Source organism: Xanthomonas sp. NCPPB 1638, assembly GCF_041475635.2.
In the GTDB taxonomy this organism is placed as follows: domain Bacteria; phylum Pseudomonadota; class Gammaproteobacteria; order Xanthomonadales; family Xanthomonadaceae; genus Xanthomonas; species Xanthomonas cucurbitae.
Genome location: NZ_CM192984.1, coordinates 1,099,743 through 1,120,835, shown reverse-complemented (window position 1 = coordinate 1,120,835; position 21,093 = coordinate 1,099,743). Strand labels below are relative to the sequence as shown.

General features: G+C 63.0%; 15 protein-coding genes and 2 pseudogenes. 7 read left to right on the top strand and 10 right to left on the bottom strand.

Going from position 1 to position 21,093, the window contains the following annotated elements; genetic code table 11:
* Window positions 1–40: 40 nt before the first annotated feature.
* The gene (locus tag ACCQ13_RS04865; protein WP_159406734.1) at window positions 41–1,447 is read right to left on the bottom strand and encodes a serine hydrolase domain-containing protein; all 1,407 of its coding nucleotides are present in this window, start codon (window positions 1,445–1,447) and stop codon (window positions 41–43) included.
* A gap of 325 nt (window positions 1,448–1,772) precedes the next feature.
* Between ACCQ13_RS04865 and ACCQ13_RS04860 the strand changes: the two genes are divergently transcribed.
* Window positions 1,773–2,483: a transposase gene (locus ACCQ13_RS04860; RefSeq protein ID WP_159406733.1), complete on the top strand. Its 711-nt coding sequence runs from the start codon at window positions 1,773–1,775 to the stop codon at window positions 2,481–2,483.
* Window positions 2,484–2,596: 113 nt separating this feature from the next.
* On the opposite strand, the pseudogene ACCQ13_RS04855 reads toward ACCQ13_RS04860, so the two are convergent.
* The 7 genes and pseudogenes from ACCQ13_RS04855 to ACCQ13_RS04825 form a co-directional block, all read right to left on the bottom strand.
* Window positions 2,597–2,755: pseudogene (locus tag ACCQ13_RS04855) on the bottom strand (transposase); the annotation flags it as partial.
* 611 nt (window positions 2,756–3,366) lie between these two features.
* Entirely contained in the window at window positions 3,367–4,485 is a 1,119-nt protein-coding gene (locus ACCQ13_RS04850; RefSeq protein ID WP_159406429.1) for an ISL3 family transposase, read from the bottom strand.
* Between the two features lie 271 nt (window positions 4,486–4,756).
* Window positions 4,757–5,482 carry an AraC family transcriptional regulator gene (locus ACCQ13_RS04845; protein ID WP_159406731.1) on the bottom strand — a complete coding sequence of 242 codons (726 nt, stop codon included), beginning with the start codon at window positions 5,480–5,482 and terminating at the stop codon, window positions 4,757–4,759.
* A 123-nt stretch (window positions 5,483–5,605) separates the two neighbouring features.
* Window positions 5,606–6,088 carry a hypothetical protein gene (locus tag ACCQ13_RS04840; RefSeq protein WP_159406730.1) on the bottom strand — a complete coding sequence of 161 codons (483 nt, stop codon included), beginning with the start codon at window positions 6,086–6,088 and terminating at the stop codon, window positions 5,606–5,608.
* A 365-nt stretch (window positions 6,089–6,453) separates the two neighbouring features.
* Window positions 6,454–8,589, bottom strand: a complete 2,136-nt coding sequence (locus ACCQ13_RS04835; protein WP_159406729.1) for an alpha/beta hydrolase family protein — start codon at window positions 8,587–8,589, stop codon at window positions 6,454–6,456.
* A gap of 127 nt (window positions 8,590–8,716) precedes the next feature.
* Window positions 8,717–9,562, bottom strand: coding sequence for a transporter (locus ACCQ13_RS04830; protein ID WP_159406728.1), 846 nt, complete (start codon window positions 9,560–9,562; stop codon window positions 8,717–8,719).
* Window positions 9,563–10,115: 553 nt separating this feature from the next.
* Window positions 10,116–12,086, bottom strand: coding sequence for an OPT family oligopeptide transporter (locus tag ACCQ13_RS04825; protein ID WP_159406727.1), 1,971 nt, complete (start codon window positions 12,084–12,086; stop codon window positions 10,116–10,118).
* 364 nt (window positions 12,087–12,450) lie between these two features.
* Here ACCQ13_RS04825 and ACCQ13_RS04820 point away from each other — a divergent pair, with 364 nt between their 5' ends.
* A complete protein-coding gene (locus tag ACCQ13_RS04820; RefSeq protein WP_159406726.1) occupies window positions 12,451–12,960 on the top strand; it encodes a DUF3757 domain-containing protein in 510 nt (169 codons plus the stop codon).
* 18 nt (window positions 12,961–12,978) lie between these two features.
* Here the strand turns inward: ACCQ13_RS04820 and ACCQ13_RS04815 are convergent, their stop codons facing one another.
* Window positions 12,979–13,797, bottom strand: coding sequence for an HDOD domain-containing protein (locus tag ACCQ13_RS04815; protein WP_159406725.1), 819 nt, complete (start codon window positions 13,795–13,797; stop codon window positions 12,979–12,981).
* A 288-nt stretch (window positions 13,798–14,085) separates the two neighbouring features.
* Between ACCQ13_RS04815 and ACCQ13_RS04810 the strand changes: the two genes are divergently transcribed.
* Together ACCQ13_RS04810 and ACCQ13_RS04805 are read left to right on the top strand one after the other, a co-directional pair.
* Window positions 14,086–14,265, top strand: a complete 180-nt coding sequence (locus ACCQ13_RS04810) for a hypothetical protein (RefSeq protein WP_223214403.1) — start codon at window positions 14,086–14,088, stop codon at window positions 14,263–14,265.
* 87 nt (window positions 14,266–14,352) lie between these two features.
* Entirely contained in the window at window positions 14,353–14,715 is a 363-nt protein-coding gene (locus ACCQ13_RS04805) for a hypothetical protein (protein WP_223214402.1), read from the top strand.
* A 66-nt stretch (window positions 14,716–14,781) separates the two neighbouring features.
* On the opposite strand, the gene ACCQ13_RS04800 is transcribed toward ACCQ13_RS04805, so the two are convergent.
* Window positions 14,782–15,900 (bottom strand): ISL3 family transposase, encoded by a 1,119-nt coding sequence (locus ACCQ13_RS04800; RefSeq protein WP_159406724.1) that lies wholly within the window; start codon window positions 15,898–15,900, stop codon window positions 14,782–14,784.
* A gap of 247 nt (window positions 15,901–16,147) precedes the next feature.
* Here ACCQ13_RS04800 and ACCQ13_RS04795 point away from each other — a divergent pair.
* The 3 genes and pseudogenes from ACCQ13_RS04795 to ACCQ13_RS04785 form a co-directional block, all read left to right on the top strand.
* Window positions 16,148–16,986 (top strand): annotated as a pseudogene (locus ACCQ13_RS04795) (zeta toxin family protein); the annotation flags it as partial.
* 216 nt (window positions 16,987–17,202) lie between these two features.
* The gene (locus tag ACCQ13_RS04790) at window positions 17,203–17,826 is read left to right on the top strand and encodes a hypothetical protein (RefSeq protein WP_159406722.1); all 624 of its coding nucleotides are present in this window, start codon (window positions 17,203–17,205) and stop codon (window positions 17,824–17,826) included.
* A gap of 14 nt (window positions 17,827–17,840) precedes the next feature.
* Window positions 17,841–20,861: a zeta toxin family protein gene (locus ACCQ13_RS04785; RefSeq protein ID WP_159406721.1), complete on the top strand. Its 3,021-nt coding sequence runs from the start codon at window positions 17,841–17,843 to the stop codon at window positions 20,859–20,861.
* The last annotated feature ends 232 nt before the right edge of the window (window positions 20,862–21,093 follow it).

Here is a 21,093-nt window from a genome sequence, read left to right as displayed (position 1 = left end):
AAGACTCATAAACTTGATCTCGCTAGATAAGAGGGAAGAACTAGTTAGGTGAATCTAAGGGTAGCCGTCGTGCAATGAAGTTCACCATGTTTTCCATAAGATCCGGGTCCGTGTTGCTCAGTCCCACCACAACGTAGCCTTCAGAAGGGAATACGACCAGAGCTGTATTTGCTCCAGGTGCGCCTCCTTCGTGCCCATACTGCCGTTCTTTGCCTTGGCCGCTGACCATGAAGCCGTAGCCATACCAGTGCTTGTGGTTCTGTGCAGTGGTCGCGGCCTCGATTAGCGCTGGTGACAATAATTTGCCAGTACGCAATGCCTCAGCAAATCTCAGTATGTCGGCGACAGTGCTGTAAGCGCCTCCGGCAGCCATGCCGCGCCATGGTAGCGATGCTGTTTCGGCTTGCCATATACCTTCTTTTCTGGCGTATGCCACCGCTCTACCGGGTACTGGCATCGATTCCGGGTTTGATCCGGTCGATTTCATCCCGGCAATCCGGTAAATGTGCTCATCCACGTAGTCGTAGTAAGACTGGCCGCTGACAGCTTCAATCACTGCACCAAGCACGATGTAGCCATAGTTTGAATAACCGTCCTGCGTACCTGGCGCATGCTCGGGCGGTGTCGCTGAAAACTGATTTATGTAATCAGTATGTGTTCGTAAGGCCTGTGAGTACGTGCTGAAATCTTCACCGAAGATATCGCCAAGTCCACTTGTATGGTTGAGCAACTGCCTCAGTGTGATAGATTTGGCAACTGACGGATTGGGATAATCAGGCAGGTAACGACTGATGGTGCCGTCCAGCGTGAGCTTGCCAGCCTCGACCAACTGCAGGACTGCCACTGCGGTAAACATCTTGTTCAACGATGCAAGCCTGAACTGCGTGTTGGTGCTAATGGGTAAGGCAACTTCCCGATCTGCCAGACCGCCTTGCCACTGAAGCAGAATCTTGTTGTCTTTAGCCACAATCAGCGCGCCATACATTGAGTCTGATGCGGCCAATCTCTCCAGACGTTGCTTGGCGATGCGCGTCAGCGAAGCGATCTTCATGCGCTTGGGCCGATACTTGACCGGCATCTCCATGCCCTCCAACTGGAACAGACTCACCTCTGATGGTTTGGCTTGGTCCAGCGTGACTGTGGCCAGCAATGCGCGCTCGCTTGCTTCCACCAGCACGACAACTTCAACTTTTGCGGAAGTACTTGACATGAATTCAAGAATTTTGAAGCGACCCATCGATTCATGCAGCGCAATATCACGGGCTGCATCGCGCTGCATTCCGTATTTAGTGCTGATGGTTAGCAACGCCTGCTCATCTCCACGGTTGAAGGCTGATAACCAGTGTTTGAAGATCTGCTCTGGTGTCTCAGCACTCTTGTGTACAGCACCCCAAGCATTGCTCACAAATAGCAGTAGGACGATGGTGAGATATTTGGCGACTTTCATCGTTAGGGCCTAATAATTGTGTGGATAGGCGAGGCGCAAGGAGTTAGTAAATTTTATGCATAATAGCTGGCTCATATGAGCTTATCAATTAACAGCGCCATGTCCCAAAGTGTCATTGCATTGCAGTGCTTTTCTCCTGCTGTTCCGGGGCGGAGATAGCGCCCATAGGACGTACCGTCTGGCGGTGCCGGGCCGCCGCACAGTCAAGGGCCTCAGCGAGGCCTCAGGGTCAGGTTCACTTCCTACGAAAATTCCAGACTACGGCTTCAGATTTCGGGAGGTTTCTTCGATATCAGCACCACCACCTGGCTGCGATTCTTGCGATATGGCCAGACTCACACGCATCGACCTTCCCGGCATCCCGCAGCACATCGTGCAGCGTGGCAACAACCGCTTGCCGTGCTTTCTGGATGATGGCGACCGATTGCGCTACCTGCACCTACTGCATGAGGCTCTGCACGCCACCGGCTGCAAGTTGCACGCCTATGTGTTGATGGATAACCACGTGCACTTGCTTGCCACGCCACCTGCCAAAGGACGGCTTGGGCAGATGATGCAGCGGCTTGGGCGCAACTATGTCGCGCTATTCAATGGCCGCCACGGGCGCACCGGCACGCTATGGGAAGGTCGTTATAAAGCCTGTCTTGTGGATAGTGCTGACTACGTGCTTCGTTGCTATCGCTACATTGAGCTCAATCCGATGCGCGCTCGCCTGACCGACGACCCTGTGGCATATCGCTGGTCCAGCGGCCCAGCCAATCTGGGCCAGCGCGGGCACTCTGCACTGACACCACATCACTCTTGGCTTGCACTTGGCAGCAACCCGATCGAGCGATCCAATGCCCACCGTGCCCTGCTCGATGAAGTCCTGTCCGACGAATTGCTCGCCAGCATCCGCCTCCATCTACAGCAGCAGCGCGCCCTGGGCCACGATGCCTTCCGCGCGATGGTCGAAGCCAAGACTCACCGCTTTGCGGGCGTCAGGCCCGCTCATCGGCCGCGCAGCCTAGCCCCATCGCCTTATAAGTTAACCTGACCCCGTTACTCCTCACCGCTTTGCGGGCGTCAGGCCCGCCCATCGGCAGCGCAGCCGAGCGCCATCGACTGATAAGTCAACCTGACCCCGTTATCCCGGACCCCGTTATCCCGCACATGCGCCGCCAGCGGCTCTACGCTTTTGCGCTCCAACGGCAGCATCAATCCTCGGCAATAACCGTGTAAGCTCGCCGCGCGATCAGCATGACCAAGCGCAGCGGATAGGTCATCCAAATAGGCGGAAAAACGCGCTTGGTGACTGACTGCGGCCATGTTCATCTCAGCACGGTGTGGATTGCCTGCAGAATAACATTTTTATGACACAGTAGGACTAGGTATCCAGACACCGTTTCGTGCCTTACATAATGACCAAAGACTAAGAAAAGTATCGCCGCAAGTATGAAACAGCCGGATAGCACCAAGAACGCCCAGCCTATCCTGGGCGGACGAAGGATGATCGACCCTGCGGACTGGGATTGCCGGTGCTCATAGACTTCCTTTCGATAGAGGCTGTTCATCCTTGCTTGTGTCCGTCTTATTCCGCAGCGTCACCCCGTATGGAGTGCATTCTTGCGGTACAGTCCGGTTTAAAAACGTGATGTACTTATCAAATTTAACATGAAGTGAATTGCTTTATTTGCTCCCGAGGCTCTGCTGTAGAGCGAAGTCTGCGGTTATGCAGGTCCATGACGGCATGCTTCTGGGCGTCTGTACGCAGGAGATGCATTGGCAAGAGCAGATTAAGGCGGTCCTGAAACGCACTGCTTTGCATCGTTGACGTGTAAGCGGTGCTATCAACCTGCAAACATGGAACGGCATATGCCAATTGCCGATGACAACTGCGCACACGCACCAGCTGCGCAGTTTTTTTGGGTCTTCGCGGATCACTGTGGGTGCAATCGAGCATTTTCGGGTAGCGCGGGCAGGAAGCTGGCGATGATCTTGAGCCTCAGGAACTCCTCGTCGCGATAGCCGTAGGCGCTGCGCTGGATGACCCGGATCTTGTTGTTGAGCCCTTCCACCAGGCCGAGGCTGACCTTGTTCTCCGGCCTGCAGTACGCCGCGATGCCGTCCCAGTGCCGCTCGATCATCCCCACGAACGTCTGGTAGGGCGCAAGCCGCTGCCAGCGCAGACTCTGCTTCCAGCGCTCGAAGAACTCCCGTGCACCTCGCTCGGTGCGGTAGCTCCACAGCTGCCCGAAGGACTCTTTCAGCAGGTACGCCGTGTTCAGACGTTTGTTGGCCGCCAGCAACTTGGCGAGCGCCTTCCGACCGTCCAGGGTAAGGTTTTCGCGATTGCTCAGCAGGGTGTAACGCTGGCCCTTGATGTAACTGCGATCCTGGCCTTGAAGGCGCTTGTACTCGTCGCGCCGCACCTGATCGAGCGCGTCGGACAGGTGGCGCATGATGTGGAATTTGTCGAACACGATGCTGGCGTTGGGCGCGTTCTTGCCCACCGAGTTGCGAAACGGCCGCCACATGTCCATCACCGCCACGTCGATGCCAGCACTGCGTTTTGGGCCCAATTCGGCGAAGAACTGGTCGATGTCCGCCTCGGTGCGCCCACTGCCGCCGAACCAGATCGGTCGGCCGCGCTCCAGATCGCTGACCACAACGCGGTAGTCATGGCCCTTGTGGATCGCGATCTCGTCGATGCCGATGGCGCGCGGCGCCGGCGTCCCCGCCCGGCGCACCTGCTCGGCCATGTACAGCTTGGACAGCTCCTTGACCGTGCTGTCGTGCAGGCGCTCCAGCTCAGCCACGGCCTTGTGCGTCATGCTTCGGCACAGATTGCCCACATGCAGGGCGAATCGCTCGGTGTAGCGCGGATTCTTGGCCAGCCAGTCCAGCCGCTCTACGTGCACGCCGCCGCACCCCGGGCAATCGACCCGCCAGCGCTCGAACTCCACGAACAGCATCCAGCCGGCCGCCCGCAAGTCGCGGGCGCGGCACAGGCGCTTGTCGTAGCGGCTGCGACACCGATGGCCACAGTTGGAACACACGGCCGTTTTTTTCGGCGCCGCAAGGTCACGATCCGCGCCTTCGGGGCGCCGAACACGCCCTTGAGCGTGGACTCCGCCGCGAAGCCAGGGAAGGAAAACAACTCACTCAGCCGACGGCCCGTTTTCATGCAGAACACCGCGTCAAGAAGTCAGCACAGGATGTACCACCTTCTGGGACGGTGGAAAGGGCCTGTTTCCAAGGCTCAACGCAGATTCAGGGGCCTCAAGGCACCCACACGAATCCGCGATGAGCCGTTTTTTTATCAACCGCTTACAAGGCTTCAACAGGAAGCCGCTGCGCATTTGCCAACGCGCGATACTCGCGCGGCGTCATGCCCACTGCCAGCTTGAATTGCCGCGCAAACGCGCTCTGATCGCTGAAACCGCAGGCGTGGCCGATTTCGGTCAGGCTTTTGTGGCCGTGCAGCAGGTGCATGGCCATCTGCAGGCGCAGCTTGGCCAGCACCTGCTGCGGCGTGAGCTGAAAGACCTTGCGGAACGAACGCTGCAGCTTGGACATCGAGAAACCGGTGATATCCACCAGTGCCTGCATGCGCACGTTCTGCGCATAGTTGGCGTTGAGATAGGCCAGCGCCAGGCGCAGCTTTTCATACTGCGATTCGTGGCCATCCTGCGGGCCCAGATCGCGCGAGATGCCGATGATGCCCTGCACCTCGCCATCCACCAGCAACGGACGCTTGCAGGTCAGGCACCAACCTGGCTCGCGATTGGCGAACAGATGCAGTTCCAGCAGGTTGTCGATCACCTCGCCGGCCAGCACCTGCTCGTCCTGATTGGCATAGTTGGCGCCAAGCCCGCTGGGGTAGACCTCGGCCACGCGCTTGCCGATCAATTCCTTGCGTGATTTCAGACCCAGCCGTCGCAGCATGGTCTGGTTGACGTGGGTATAGCGTCCTTCGCAATCCTTGACGAAGAACAATACGTCCGGCACCGCATCGAACAACGCTTCCAGATCGGCAGGATCGATGCTCTTCATGCAGGACGTGGGACTCGTGACCAGGAAAGACGCGGCGACAAGGCGGCGACGCAAGCATGCTTGCGAGCACCCTCCGCGCGCGGCCTCATGATACGCCGCGCAGGCCGCGCGGCCTGCCCACGCTCAGCGCGGCTGTTCGGCCACGGTGGCCGTGGCTGCGGCGGGGCCGGCCTTGGCGTTGTCGAGCGAGGCGCTGGTCGCGCCCATGCGATCGGCCGGCGTGCGCCGCGCCGCCCAGCCCTGCACCACGGCCGCTCCGGCACGCGAGCCGACCTGCACGCGCAGGCGCGCGCCCTCGGCGGGGGCGACGAATTCAACATCGCAATCACCCACTGCCATGCAGCTATCGGCCGCCAGCGGATCTACTGGCTGCCAGCCGCGCTCGGCGACCGCTTGCGAAAAGGCGCGGTAGCTCATGCCCGGCTTGAGCGTGGCCGGCAACGGCACCAGCAACTCGCCGCTGCCGGTCGCGGCCGCCACGGCAGCGGTCTCGGCCGCTGCACGCACAGGCGCCGCACCACTGCCCGCATGCGGCGGCGCGGCGCTCCAGGCAGGACTGACGATCAGGGCAGAGCCGAGAATGGCGAGACGGACGAAGCTACGCATGCGAAAGATCCTTGCGATCCTGGCAGGGATTTGGGAAGTTAAGGAAACGCTATGTTGCCACGCCGGCAAGATGCCAGGGGGAATGCCGGCCCTGCACGATCAGCCGGCGTTGCCTTGCAGGCAACCGGCTGGCACCTGCCGGGTACCGGCACCTGCTGCGATGACGACCACCAAACGCGGCCCGGCGCTGCTGCTACAAACCCGATGCGCAAGGGCCTGACCCGGCGGACGGGAGCGGCGGCGATCACTGTCGGTGCGCCACGCGCGGCCATGGCAGGCATCGTCCGGTTCGCCCCGGCCCGGCAGGCCGCAACGCCGTCTAGAAATCCCTGCACGCCACCAGGCGGCGTGCAGGGACGGCCTGGTCACTGGCCGATATGCTGCTTCAGCCAGCCATTGACGGTGTCGTGCCACAGGATGCTGTTGTCCGGCTTGAGCACCCAGTGGTTTTCGTCCGGGAAGTACAGGAACTTGGACTCGATGCCCTTGCGCTGCAGGGCGGTGAACGCGGCCAACCCCTGTTCGACCGGGATGCGGAAATCCTGCTGGCCGTGGATCACCAGCATCGGCACCTTCCACTTGTCCACATGCAGCACCGGGTTGAACTTCTCGTAGCCGGCCGGGTTCTGCCACGGCGTGCCGCCGTTCTCCCATTCGCTGAACCACAATTCCTCGGTGGCGTAGCCCATGGTGCGGTTGTCGAACACGCCGTCGTGGTCCACCAGGCATTTCCACGGCGAGCTTCCATCGCGCTCGAACCAGTTGCCCGCCATCCAATAGACCATGTAGCCGCCGTAGCTGGCGCCCAGCGCACAGGCCTTGTCGCCGTTGAGGAAGCCATACTGCTTCTGCGCAGCGGCCCAGCCCTTCTGCAGGTCTTCCAGCGGGCGGTCGCCCCAATGCTGGCTGATCGCATCGGTGAACGCCTGGCCGTAGCCGGTGGAGCCGTGGAAGTCGATCATCACCACCGCATAGCCCTGGCCGGCGTAGGTCTGCGGATTCCAGCGGTTGCTCCAGCCATTGCCGAAGCTGCCCTGCGGGCCGCCGTGGATCAGGAATGCCACCGGGTAGGTCTTGCCTTCCTGGTAGTTGTACGGCTTGACCACGTAGCCGTAGACGGTGTCGTTGTTCCAGCCCTTGAACTGGAACTGCTCGTAGTCGCCGAACTGCACGTCCGGTAGCTGCTCGCCTGCAGTCTGGGTGATGGCACGCAGATTCTGGCCCTGTACGTCGCTGACAAAGATCTGGTCACCGCTCTTGAGCGAATTGCGGGTAAACGCCAAGGTGTTGCCGGCCAGCATCGGCGCGTGCACGCTGCCCTCGCCCACCAGCTTGGTCGGCGTACCGGTGGCGATGTCGATCTTGAACAACGGATGCTCGCCGAGCTCGTCGGCGCTGGTGTACAGGCTGGTACCGTCGTCGCTCAACACGATCTCGCCGGCCGAGCGGTCCCACTTTGGCGCAATCTCGCGGGTCTTGCCGCTGGCCACGTCCATCGCCATCAAGCCGAAGCGGTCGGCCTCGAAGCCGGGGCGCTGCATGGCGCGATAGTACAGCGTCTTGCCATCAGCGCTGAACACCGGGCCGGCGTCCCAGGCCGGGTTGGCCGCGGTCAGGTTGACCGGTGCGGACTTGCCGCTGGCATCCAGGCGATACAGGTCGAAGTTGGTCTGCCAGGATTCGTCGTTGCCGGTGGGCCTGCCGGCGGCCTTGGCGTTCTTGCCCGCTTCCGGGCCATGCGGCTGCGGGATGCGCACGCTGGCCACCACGCTGCTGCCATCGGGCGACCAGGTGTAGTCATCGTTGCCACCAAACGGCTTGGACGGCGCATCGCCGGCCAGGGTGGCGCTGATCGCCGACGCGCCGACGACCGGCTTGGCGCCTGCGGCCGGCAACTCGGCCACGAACAAGGTATTGCGACGGCCATCGTTCCAGGTGTCCCAATGGCGGACGAACAACTGGTCGTACACCACGCCGCTGGCCTTGCTGTTCTTGCGCTCACCCAGCTTCTTCTTGGTGCAGCCCAGATCCGAACCGCAGTCCTGGAACACGCCGGCACTGAAGGCGATGCGCTTGCCGTCGGGCGAGAGCTTGAAGCTGTCCACGTCCACCGCAAAGGCGGTGAGCTGTTGCGGCGTGCCGCCGGCCAGCGGTTGCGCGTACAGCTGCTGGCTACCGGACTTGCTGCCGAGGAAGTACACCGTTTTGCCATCCGGCGACAACGCCGGGCTGTTGACGTTCCAGCCTTCGGGGGTGAGCCGCTTGGGCGGCGACGCGTCGCGCGTGCGCAGGTTGCGCACCCACAGGCTGGTGGCCGGCTTGCTGTTGGCGGTCTTGGCCTGGCGCTTGGCGAAGATCACCACGCTGCCATCGGGGCTGAGCGTGGGCGCGGACACCCGGTCCAGCGCCACCATGTCGCGCACGTCGAAACCGCGCGCGGCGGACAACGTTGGCAAGGCGGCCAACAGGCACAGGGGCAACACGGCGTAACGAAGCTTCATCGGGATTCCCGTAAGGGCAAAACGTCGATGGTAGGCGTTGCTGCGGCGCACGCGCAAAGGCAGGAGGTCATGCCCCTGCCATCTGCGCCACCCCTGCCGTCGCCAACGGCAGGGGCGGCCAGCGGGTTCAGAAGCGGTGCGACAGGCCCAAGTACAGCTGCCTGGCCGGGGTACGGTCGTTGAGACCGAAGTTGGCACCCACGTCCAGCTGCAGCAGCGGATTGAGCAGGTAGGTGGCGGCGACGTCGGCCGATGCCTGCTCAACGGTCTGTGCCGGGTCGCGATTGATCGAGGACCACAGCTCCACCGCCACCGACAGGCGCGGCGTCAGCGGTCGCGCCAGGTTGACCAGGTTGACGATCGCCAGGTGCTTGCCGCTGCCGTCGCTATCGGCCAGCCAGTCCAGCTCCGGGCCGAAGGTCAACGAGAAACTGCTCGGCAGCACGAAGTTGATGGGCAACGCCAGGCCACCTTCCCAGGTGTCGTTGCCCAGGCCCGTGCGTGCGGTGGGGGCCTTGACGAACGGCAGCAGCGCCACGCTGGCGGTATCGCTTTCGTACACGCGCGCCTTCATGCGCAGGTAGACGTCGCCACCGCCGCTGAGGCTGCTGCGCTCGCCGGTCGCACGGTCGGTGGTCTTGACCTGCACCTGCGGGGCCCAGTTGAGTTGCAGGTCGATGCGGTCGCTGACGCCATACTTGAGCGTGGGATTGGTGAAGTACGACGTTTCCGTGCGCGTGCCGGCCTGGGTGTCGCGGGTGTAGTTGCCGATGTCGGTTTCCAGCTGCCAGGCGCCGGTCGGCACGGTGCAGGTGGCGTTGGCCTTGGTCGGGCGGTCGGTACACAGCGGCGCCTCGGTGGCGTCCTGCGCCTGGGCCTGCAGCGCAACGCTGGCGAGAACGCCGGCGATGACGACGGCAAGCAGCGGCAGGCGACGCGTGGCAGCGGAATGGGGCGAGCTAAGGGTGTGCATTGCAATGATCCAGGGTGAACCGCTGACACGATCGGATAATCGGCAGCGTGAATGAAGTGAAGAAGCAGGGTGCAGAACGGCAACGTGGCCGGACAGGCGTCCCGGCGGCCGGACAGTCGCGCGCAGGGGGCAGCTGCCCGGCGTGCTGCGCTGGCGGTGCACGCCCTCGGCCGCGCGATGCGCTACTGCATCGGGCAAGGCAGACGGCTGGCGCTCGCTGTTCCAGCGTTATCGAAGCGACGGCCTTGCGTCGCGGTGCGTCATCGAGTCGATCCAGGCATGTTGCAGTCCAGGCGCACCATCCGTGCGGGAGACGGCACGATAAGGATCTGTGGCATAAAGGCGCTATGCCTCTGGCCTGGGCGTTGCGTAAAGCCGACGCAAAGTGCGCGCCAGCAACGGCGCGCCAAATGGTGGCCGCCCGTCTCTGCGCGCGGCGGGCAGGCTGTCCTCGATCCGGGCGCGCTGACTCTTCAAGCCGCGCACGCCCCGCGCGACTGCACGAGGCGTCCCGCAAGGATGGCGCCTGCATCACGTGCGCCATCGCCTTGCGCTAGGCGGCCGCCTCGCCGCGCTTGCCCACGCGATACAGCAGCCAGCCGACCAAGGCCAGAATGACCAGGCCGAACCACTGGTTGAGCTGCAACGCAGCCGGCAATGCCAGCACATCGGCGCGGCTGGACAACACGATCGGCACGGCAATGGCGATCCCCATCAAGGCCTCGCCGGTAATCAGGCCAGCGGCGAACAGCACGCCCGGACGATGCACGCGGTCGCGGCCGTCTTCATCGTCGGCACGAATGTTGTGGAAGCGCTCGACCAGATGCGCGATTAACCCACCCAGGAAGATCGGCACCATCAGCTCCAGCGGCAGGTAGATACCGATCGCCGCTGCCAGCACCGGCACGCGAAAGCGCTTGCCGGTGGCCTTCAACCATTCGTCCAACGCGATGATGGCCGCGCCCACCACCGCGCCGATGGCGATCATGCTCCATGGCAACTGACCACCAAACAGGCCCTTGGCCACCGAGGCCATCAGCGTGGCCTGCGGCGCGCCCAGCGAATTGGGATGCTGCGGCGTGGCCGGGCCGATACCGTAGGCCTGCGCCAGCAGGTTCAGCACCGGCGCCATGATTAGCGCGCAGGAAAACGCACCGATGCCCAGCATCAGTTGCTGCTTCCACGGCGTGGCACCCACCAGGTAGCCGGCCTTGAGATCCTGCAGGTTGTCGCCGCCCACCGCCGCCGCGCAGCACACCACCGCGCCGATCATGATGGCCGCCACCGCGCCCAGGGGCGCGGCGCCGATGCCCACCGGTACCAGGCCGCTCTTGCCCAGCAGCAGTACCAGCACCGCCGAGGCGAACAGGATGGTGGAGATGGTGATGCCGGAGACCGGGTTGTTCGACGAGCCGATCAGCCCGGCCAGATAGCCGGACACCGACACGAACAGGAACCCGGCCACGATCATGATGATGGTCATCGGGATCGACACATGCCACTGCTGCACGATGGCCTGGTACAGGCCCAGCAGTGGCAGCGTGCACACCACCAGCGCCACCAGCATCCACTTCATCGGCAGGTCGCGCTCGGTCTCGGCCACCACGCCGCCACCGCTCTTGCGCGCGGCGGCAAAGCCGCTCTTCACCCCGGACAACAGCGACTTGCGCAGCGAGAACAGCGTCCACACGCCACCGATCAGCATCGCGCCCACGCCCAGGTAGCGGATCTTCGCACCCCAGATGCCGAACGCGGCATCGGCCGCCGATGCACCGGCCAGGCTCTGCGCCAGCGCCGGATCGCTGCCCATGAAGAACTGCTGGTACAGCGGAATGGCGATATGCCAGGACAGGATCGAGCCGGACAGCACCACGATGCCGACATTCAGACCGACGATGTAGCCCACGCCCAGCAGCGCCGGCGACAGGTTGGTGCCGAGATAACCCACCACCCGGCTGCTGCCCAGGTAGCTGGCCTGCGCCCAGGTGTCCGGGATCACCCGCAGGCCGCTGGCGGCGGCCAGTTTGACCAGTGCGCCGATGGCACCGGACACCGCCAGGATCTTCAGGCCCGGGCCAGGATTTTCGCCGGCCTTGAGCACTTCGGCCGCGGCCTTGCCCTCGGGGAACGGCAGCGGGTCTTCGACGATCATCGAGCGCCGCAGCGGCACCGAGAACAGCACGCCCAACAGGCCCCCCATGCCGGCGATGCCCAGCACCCACCAGTACTTGAAGTCCGGCCAGTAGCCCATGATGACCAGCGCCGGGATGGTGAAGATCACCCCGGCGGCGATCGACGAACCGGCCGAGGCACCGGTCTGGACGATGTTGTTCTCCAGGATGGTGCCGCCGCCGAGCAGGCGCAGCACGCCCATCGAGACGACTGCCGCCGGAATGGCGGTGGCGATGGTCAGGCCGGCAAACAGCCCGAGATAGGCATTGGCGGCCGAAAGCACCACTGCCAGCACGATGGCCAGCACGACGGCGCGGAAGGTGAGCTGGCGCGGTTGCGCGTCGTGGCGCATTGGGCATTCCCCTGTGGGCAAGATATCCGCACCACGCTAGCGCCTGTGCCTACGCGAGTCCAGCTGCGGCGCCGCGTGACAGTGTGCAAGGCATGGCGTGTGGCGCAAACAACATCGGCGACGAGGTCTTGCGTGGCGCGATGGAGACGCCAACTGGCGGAAGCCCGTGCAGATCGGCGCGCCCGTGGCGCCATTGGTTCGCACACGACGCCGGTCAGGGCGTGGCGCTCGCTATCGTCCTGTACAGCAGCGCGTCGATAAGAGCCCGCCCCCCTCTCAGGCTGATGTGGCATGCGCTGACCGCCAAGCCTCTTTCATCGGCCCTCCATCACACACTGCGGCCGCGTGCCGAAAGGTCCAACACATGATCCGTCCACTGACACCGTTGATTCTGGCCAGCATGCTGCTACCCGCCGCAGCCGGTGCATCTGGCAAGCAGCCTGCCCAGGACGCGGCACAATGCCCGGCGCCTGAAGCAGTGCACTACGAGGCCGGACGTTATCGCGCCCCTGTCCGGCTCAACGTCGGCTCCGGAAGCGGTGTGTGGGCCAGTACGCTGCAACCCAACGCGGGCAGCCCAAGGCATCTGTCATCGGCACTCTACTACGGCACCCTCGTCGCGACGGCGCCCAGCACCGGAGTGCTGGTCAATTGCAGCTACGCGTTACGCGGTGGCGCGGTGGTGGATCTGGCTTACTTCAATCGCAACATGCCGGATACGCAACGCAACCTGATCGTCACCCTGCAGCGCCCATCCCGCTGGCAGCTCGATCAAGCGCCAGCCCCGGGGCAGGATCAGTTCTATGTCTGTTCCGGGACCGAGAACATCCGGAGCGCGGCTAACTGCGCGTTCGAGCCGCTGCGTCTGGAGTAACACAGCGGCAAGCACCGTTCAGCGTAGCAACTCGACAAACGCGCGGTCGCCTTCGATCACATCCGGCAGCGCCGCGAACAAGGCGTCCAGGTCCACGCCATCCATCAACGGCCCACGCACCGCTTCCAGGGCCGCCGGGGTAGCGCCGCCATGGGCATGCAGCGCATCGGAGACCTGTACCGCCTGGGCAACCAGCAGCGGCATCCGCGCGCCATCCGGCGCCGCCGCAGGGCGCACCTGGTAGGCGATCGCATTCTGGATCACGGTCGGCAACTGCCAGCGGCGCGCCAGCTCGGCGCCGACCTCCGGATAGCCGAAGCCAAGTTGCAGGGTCTCTTCGGCGGCATGGCCGGCCGAGGAACTGTCGTGGTTGATGCGGCTGGCGTAATCCGGCGCACCGGACTGGATCAGCAGCTCGCCGATGTTGTGCATCATGCCGCAGGTGAAAGCGGTCTCCGGATCGAGCCCGTGCTGGCGCGCCAACAGGCGGCAGATGCCGGCCACTTCGAAACTGTGCCGCCAGAATGCCTTGAGGTCGAAACCCGGGCCGGCCCGGAAGGCCCCGGTCATCGCCGAGGCCAGCACCAGCGTGCGCAGTGTATTGAAGCCCAGGCGCATGGCGGCATCTTCCACGCTGGTGGAGTCGCGCAGGCCATGGAAGCGCGCCGAATTGGCCAGCCGCAGCACCTTGGCGGCGATCACCGGATCGCGCTCGATGGTGTGCGCCAACGTATCGATATTGGTGTCCGGATCGTCGAACTGGCGGATCAGGTCCTGCGCCACCTTGGGCACGGTGGGCAAGGTGTGCAACTGGTCGAACAACGCCTCCAACTTCATGATCGCCTCACAGGTAAACGGACAGGCCGCGCGATGCGCGCGGAAGTGCATGGTGTAGCACAGACCGGTTGGTCCCCGGTGACTGGGGCGTGGACGGGTTCATTTGTGCGTGAGCACGCGGGGCATGAACCCGGCAGGCCACTTCGCACTGCCTGGGAACGGGCTTACCATCGCGCAATTGGTCGTCAGTAATACCAACGCAACGTGCAAGCATCACTGCCGGATCCGTGCGATAACGTCCCGCTAGCCGCTAGCCGCTATCAACGCAACATCTGCAAGGAAACGCATATGAGCGATGCCCAAGAATCCCGTTATGCTGCCCTGGCGCGCCGTGTGGTGGAGGCGCATGCAGCGCAGCTGCTGCACGATGTGCAACGGATCAATGAGCGCACGCTGCGTGAGCTTGGTCCATTGCCGCGTGGCGGACTGCCGGTACAGGTCAAGCGCAAGCCCAAGCCGGCACCCTAGGCGCAGTCAGTCCAGCATTCCACACCACCGCATGTCGACGCGCGCCCTGTACCGCGCGTGCCCATTGCCGAGAGGAAAAACCTTGCCATGTCCCGGCCTGCTGCTCCATCCGTTGAAAACGATCTGCCTGCGCCTCTCGTGCCGCAGGAACTGTGTGAAATCCTTCAAGAGTATCCCGAGTTGATTCAGCGCTTGCAGGATGTCCTGGATGACTACGTTAGAAGGCCCAATCCAATAACTCCGTTCGATGGTGCCATCTGGGCACTTGAAGGAAGGCTCGAGTCGTTTATCTCCGAAGCCCACGAGGAGCTTGAATCAGCAAAGCTTGAAGGGGTTTCGCAAAGGATTGAGATTGCAAAGAATAAAGACTTCGCCGTTGGTTATGCCCGCTTCAATATGGGGGCAATGTCCGAATTGCGCTCTTATCTTGAAGGTGAGGAGAGTCGATGAACGATTACAAGCTCCCCATCGATCAGCACGAGCGAGTGCTTGAGGAAGAAATTGGGTCTTCGCGGATCACTGTGGGTGCAATCGAGTGTTTTCGTGTAACGGGGGCAGGAAGCTGGCGATGATCTTGAGCCTCAGGAACTCCTCGTCGCGATAGCCGTAGGCGCTGCGCTGGATGACCCGGATCTTGTTGTTGAGCCCTTCCACCAAGCCGAGGCTGACCTTGTTCTCCGGCCTGCAGTACGCCGCGATGCCGTCCCAGTGCCGCTCGATCATCCCCACGAACGTCTGGTAAGGCGCCAGCCGCTGCCAGCGCAGACTCTGCTTCCAGCGCTCGAAGAACTCCCGTGCACCTCGCTCGGTGCGGTAGCTCCACAGCTGCCCGAAGGACTCTTTCAGCAGGTACGCCGTGTTCAGACGTTTGTTGGCCGCCAGCAGCTTGGCGAGCGCCTTTCGACCGTCCAGGGTAAGGTTTTCGCGGTTGCTCAGCAGGGTGTAACGCTGGCCTTTGATGTAACTGCGATCCTGGCCTTGAAGGCGCTTGTATTCGTCGCGCCGCACCTGATCGAGCGCGTCGGACAGGTAGCGCTCGATGTGGAACTTGTCGAACACGATACTGGCGTTGGGCGCATTTTTGCCCACCGAGTTGCGAAACGGCCGCCACATGTCCATCACCGCGACGTCGATGCCGGCACTGCGTTTTGGGCCCAATTCGGCAAAGAACTGGTCGATGTCCGCCTCGGTGCGCCCACTGCCGCCGAACCAGATCGGTCGGCCGCGCTCCAGATCGCTGACCACAACGCGGTAGTCATGGCCCTTGTGGATCGCGATCTCGTCGATGCCGATGGCGCGCGGCGCCGGCGTCCCCGCCCGGCGCACCTGCTCGGCCATGTACAGCGTGGACAACTCCTTGACCGTGCTGTCGTGCAGGCGCTCCAGCTCAGCCACGGCCTTGTGCGTCATGCTCCGGCACAGATTGCCCACATGCAGGGCGAATCGCTCGGTGTAGCGCGGATTCTTGGCCAGCCAGTCCAGCCGCTCTACGTGCACGCCGCCGCACCCCGGACAATCGACACGCCAGCGCTCAAACTCCACGAACAGCATCCAGCCGGCCGCCCGCAAGTCGCGGGCGCGGCACAGGCGCTTGTCGTAGCGGCTGCGACACCGATGGCCACAGTTGGAACACACGGCCGTTTTTTTCGGCGCCGCAAGGTCACGATCCGCGCCTTCGGGGCGCCGAACACGCCCTTGAGCGTGGACTCCGCCGCGAAGCCAGGGAAGGAAAACAACTCACTCAGCCGACGGCCCGTTTTCATGCACAACACCGCGTCAAGAAGTCAGCACAGGATGCATCACCGTCTGGGACGGCGGGAAGGGCCTGTTTCCAAGGCTCAACGCAGCTTCAGGGGCCTCAAGGCACCCACACGAATCCGCGATGAGCCAAGAAATTTTTCCGAAAACTGGTTGGGCAAAAAGATCATCATTCGATACTCCCAGTGCCGTGATTCTGGCAGGCCAGCCGGGTGCAGGTAAGGGAGGGCTCGCCAGAACAGCAGAGCTTGAGCTGAATGGAGATGTCGTAAAGATTGATCCAGATGAGTTGCGTGCCTTCCACCCGCAAGTATCAGCCCTCCGCAACGCACACCCCTACACCTGGTCCGGTTACACCCAGGCCGATGCCAGCCAATGGGCCGAAGAGTTGCTGCAGGCCACGGTGGAAGGCAAGAAGAACCTGATCTTCGACACCACGCTCAGCAACGGTCAGTGGAGTTCGGAGTTAATCCAGCAATTGCAGTCACGCGGTTATGTCGTCGAAGTGCGGGCGATGGCTGCACCCAAGCTGGAAAGCGAGCACGGCGTCGACTCACGGTTTTCTCAGCAGCTCGATCTGGAAGGCCATGGCCGCTACGTCCCCGAAGGCGCCCGCGACGCGATCTACACCAAATTGCCGCAAAGCCTGGATATCGTGCACGCGCAGACCACTGCACCGATCCGCATTTTCAACCGCCAAGGCACCGAGGTCTATGACAGCCGCAGCGATGCACGTCCGCCGGGGCAGGCGCTGGAAGCCGCACGTCATGCGCGCCTGAAGGACCCGGAGTTTACCCGGCAGCTTCGGGACGCCTGGCAGCAACAAGCCGATTGGCATCGCGATCTGCCGTCACATGTGCAGCAGATCCCAAACGCCACTGGCGCCATCCAGCAGCATTTGCTGGCAGAGCATGCCGATCTGCATGTCATGGGGGGGGTGCAGGCCGTCTGGAAGGCATGGCACCCAATGGTTGCGGCAGGAGCAGGCTGACCCGGTGTGCGATGGTGTCGATACGCCGCATCTGCAGGCCACTTCGCGCTGCCTGGGAACGGGCTTATCATCGTGCAATTGGCCGCCAATAGAACCACCGCGACCTTCAGGCATCCCGGCCGGATCCGTGCGATAACGTCCCGCTAGCCGCTAGCCGCTATCAACGCAACATCTGCAAGGAAACGCATATGAGCGATGCCAAAGAATCCCGTTACGCCGCCCTGGCGCGCCGTGTGGTGGAGGCGCATGCAGCGCAGCTGCTGCACGATGTGCAACGGATCAATGAGCGCACGCTGCGTGAGCTTGGTCCATTGCCGCGTGGCGGACTGCCGGTACAGGTCAAGCGCAAGCCCAAGCCAGCGCCGTGGGCGCAGCCGATCCAGCATCCCACAACACCGCATGCTGCCGCGCCCCCTGCGCCGCACGCGGCTATTGCCGAGAGACAAGACCTTTCCATGTCCAAGCCCACTACTTCTTCCATTGAAAATGGCTTGCTTGCGCCTCCTGTTCCGCAAAAATTGCGCGAGCTATTGAAGGACTACCCCGAGCTCATCGAGCGGCTTCAACAGCAGCTGAACTTTGCCGTGCGGCGACCATCAAAAGTAACTCCGCCATTCGAGTGGGCGATATGGATGTTGGAGGATGAACTCGGTTCATTTATCTCCGAGGCTCGCGAGGAGATTGAGCGCGCACAGGCCGATGATGATGCTGAAAAAATAAAGAGCGCCGAGCAGAAAAAGCTCCTAATGCTTCGGGCTAGCTCAAAGTATGTATGGATTACCGATGATGAGTTTGGATCTTACTTCAGTTGATTGAGGATAAATCAATGAGCATCGCTCCAGGCAAGGTCGATGATGAATTACATAGCCATATTTTTTCTGATGAAATTATCCCTGAAAGTGGCTTGAATGATGCCACTACTCAATTGGAACCCAAAGCAATTATCCTGGCAGGGCAGCCCGGTGCCGGCAAAGGTGGACTTGCCAAGTCGGCAGCACTTGAGCTTCAAGGAGATGTTGTTCCGATTGATCCGGATGAGTTGCGCGAATTCCACCCCCAAATATCAGCGCTCCGCAACGCACACCCCTACACCTGGTCCGGTTACACCCAGACCGATGCCAGCCAATGGGCTGAAGAGTTGCTGCAGGCCACGGTGGAAGGCAAGAGGAACCTGATCTTCGACACCACGCTCAGCAACGGCCAGTGGAGCGCGGAGTTAATCCAGCAATTACAGTCACGCGGTTATGTCGTCGAGGTGAGGGCAATGGCCGCGCCCAAGCTGGAAAGCGAGCATGGCGTCGATGAGCGCTTTTCAGTCTCGCTCGATCAGCGCGGCCATGGCCGCTACGTCCCCGAAGGCGCCCGCGACGCGATCTACACCAAATTGCCGCAAAGCCTGGATTTCGTGCACGCGCAGACCACTGCACCGATCCGCATTTTCAATCGCCAAGGCACCGAGGTCTATGACAGCCGCAGCGATGCACGCCCGCCGGGCCAGGCGCTGGAAGCCGCACGTCATGCGCGCCTGAAGGACCCGGAGTTTACCCGGCAGCTTCGGGACGCCTGGCAGCAACAAGCCGATTGGCATCGCGATTTGCCGTCACATGTGCAGCAGATCCCCAACACCACCGGTGCCATCCAGCAGCATTTGCTGGCAGAGCATGCCGATCTGCACGTCAAGGATGGGGCTGCAAGTCGTCTGGAAGGCATCGCCACCGTCGACGAACTGGTACGCCCAGGTGCGCCACCCGCACGCGCGCCGGTGCCCGAACCCGACATTCCCGGCCTGCGTCGTGCAGGCATGACAGCGGGGCTGGCGGGTGTAGGAGTTGCCGCAAGCGCCTACGATGCCGTGCAGACCGGCGATCGCATCGGCAGCTTGCTGGCGCAGGACAATCTTGCCGCTGCCCGTTCGCAAGCGCTGCACTTCAGTGCGCGCGGGGTGGGTGGCTGGGTCGGCGGAACGGCCGCTGCTGCGGTGGTGGGTACCACGGGAGCCGGGCCGGTGGGGCTGGTCATGGCCGACGCCTATCTGTTCAGCATGGCAGCAGACAAGGCCGCCACGCTCTGGGATCAGCGTCAGATCCATACCCAGACCGACAAGCAGCATGTGCGCTGGGAATTCGATGGCAGCCAGTGGTTGCGGCATGAGCGGGCCGACCTGTTGCGCGACGGTGTCGATGCACCACACCGGCAGGCCATGTTCGCGCTGCCCGAGAAGGCGCGCGAGCTCAATTACTACGCCAGTGGCCAGGCGACCGAGCAGGCGCTTGGCGCGGTACAGCCGCGCAATCCCTTCGTGCAGCCGTCCAGCCAGGCAGATGCCGCGCATCTGTACCAACGCGATTGGCGGCGTGATGCCGACAACGGGCAATGGTCGCGGATGGTGGCCGACGAGGTCGATCGTAATGACCGGCCAGTTTGGAAACTCGACCCGGCCAGCCCCGAGCGCGCTGTGCAACTGGACCAGCAAGCGGCGCAGGTGATCGACGGCAACATCGCCCATGGGCAAGCAGCCATTGCAGCGACCTATCAAGCCGCCCACCGGCGCAACGGCTGGGACGATTTCGGCCCGATGCCCGCCGCCGTGCAGGCCGCGTTGAGCGCGGACGCCCTGCAGGCCTCTGACGGCAGGCACTACCTGCGCGATACGCGTGGCCAATGGCGCGCTGGCGAGGACGTGGCGCACGGCACGCTCGCAGCGGAGCTGGATGCCACCCGCCAACAGCTGCAGCCCGCCCTGGCGCAGCACGCGCAGGCGATGGCGCAGATGCCCCAACGGCAGCTCCCCACGGCGCAACAGCAGGATCAGGCCAATCTCCAGGCGACCTATGCCGCCTATGGGGTTGCGCCCAACGCCACGACCGCAGCGGCCATCCAGCAGGCGCTACAACACACCCGCGATGCAAACGCCATCGACGCCTCCACCACCTCGCTGGCGCTGGAGCGCGATGGGTCCGGCCATTACTCGGTGGACAGCCCGGTACGGCATTTGCGTCGCGATGCCGATGGCACGGTTCGGGTTGCGGCAACCACCACCACCGGGGAGATCCGCGAGGCCGTAGACCAACTCCAGGCGCAGTCCCTGGAATCGGCCACGGCGCACGCGGCGCCAACCGAACACGCCGCACCCGACCACACCCACTCACCAGACACGGCGCTACGCCCTGGCGACCGTGGCGTCGCGCTGCAGGATGCGCCACATCGCACGATGGTCATGCCCTCCACACCATCGCCGGCAACAGCGCCCGAACGCAGCCAACCCGATCTGCATGCGCAACAGCAGCAACAAGCGCTGGAGCAGCAACGCCAGCTGCAACTGCAGCAGGATCAACAGCTGCAGTTGCAGGCCCGGCAACATCAGCAGGACCAGGCGCAGCGCGACGAAGACGAGAACAGCCGCAAGGCGCAGCGCGACAAGGAGCTGTCGGCCACCGCCGTCCAAGACGACGCGCACACACCGCCGCCAGGTCTACGCCCCTACAGCGACCCCGCCCATCCCCGGCATGCACTTTATGCGGACGTGCAAGAGCGGATGCAGGCGCAAGGCCATCAGTTTTCGGAGGAACGCCTGACCCAGATCACCGCAGCGCTGAACGAGTCTTACTTCAAGCCCGGCTGGAAGGGGGAGTTCTATGTGGCACGCGACACCGTGTATGCGGCCAGTTACGACCATCCGCTGGGATTGGCGTGCCTGCCGATACACGAGCCGGCACCATCGATCCAGGCCTCGATGCAGGTCGCGCAGGCTGGCGATCTGGAGCATGCACGCATCAACCAGATCATCGCCCAGGACCGCCAGCAAGCCCAATCGCAAGCACAGTCGCAGCCCGGCATGGGCATGTGAGACACCCAGGCGACGTCTGCAGTGGGTATGGCGCAGCCCCTCGCTCGTGCGCCGTCGAGCCAACAAGACCGCAGGGCGTTGGATTGGCCCAGCACAAACAGGCCTGTTGAGGGAAAATGCCCACGCTCAGGGAGTGGTGCTGCTGGCACAAGCGCTGTGCGGCCAAGCGCACGCAGACCTGGCACGCGTGCACACACCGAGCCACCACGCACCATGATCGGCGAAGCTTCGT